Source organism: Streptomyces murinus, from assembly GCF_002154555.1.
GTDB classification, from domain to species: Bacteria; Actinomycetota; Actinomycetes; order Streptomycetales; family Streptomycetaceae; genus Streptomyces; species Streptomyces murinus.
This window is the reverse complement of the sequence record NZ_MUNF01001063.1, coordinates 1-738: the sequence shown is the minus strand read 5'-3', so window position 1 is coordinate 738 and position 738 is coordinate 1. Positions and strand designations below refer to the sequence as shown.

General features: G+C 72.2%; 1 protein-coding gene. It reads right to left on the bottom strand.

Annotation, left to right across the window (positions count from 1 at the left end; translation table 11 throughout):
* Positions 1-75: 75 nt before the first annotated feature.
* On the bottom strand, positions 76-738 hold a 663-nt coding region (locus CCN72_RS37670), incomplete at its 5' end, for a tRNA (adenine-N1)-methyltransferase (protein ID WP_086812714.1).

Genomic DNA, 738 nt, shown 5'->3' with positions numbered 1-738 from the left:
GCGCCGTGGCCGAGTTCCCCGGTCGGTCGGGGAACTCGGCCACGGCGCCCTGTTGGTGTGCCGGGTGCGGGTGGCTCAGCGGCCGGTGCCGCCGTCGGCGTTGGGTCCCGCGTAGTCCTCGCCGTAGGCGCCCTTGGCGGGGCGGCGGCGGCGCATGGGCGGCTCGACGCCGTCGGCGAGGCGGCGGGCGGTGAGCAGGAAGCCGGTGTGGCCGATCATGCGGTGGTCGGGGCGGACGGCGAGGCCCTCGATGTGCCAGTTGCGGATCATGGTCTCCCAGGCGGTCGGCTCGTTGAAGCAGCCGATCTCGCGGATGGATTCCACGGTGCGCGCGAGCTGGGTGGTGGTGGCCACGTAGCAGCACACGATGCCGCCGGGGACGAGTGCCTTGGAGACGGCTTCCAGGCATTCCCAGGGGGCGAGCATGTCGAGGATGACGCGGTCGACGTCGGTGTCGGACAGGTTGTCCTGGAGGTCGCCGACGGTGAGCTGCCAGGCGGGGTGGGGGCCGCCGAAGTAGCGCTCGACGTTCTGCCGTGCGATGTCGGCGAAGTCGTCGCGGCGCTCGTAGGAGTGCAGCATGCCCTGGTCGCCGATGGCTCGCAGCAGGAAGCTGCTGAGGGAGCCGGAGCCGACGCCGGCCTCCACGACGCGGGCGCCGGGGAAGATGTCGGCGAAGGCGAGGATCTGCCCTGCGTCCTTCGGGTAGACGACGGCTGCCCCGCGGGGCATGGACAG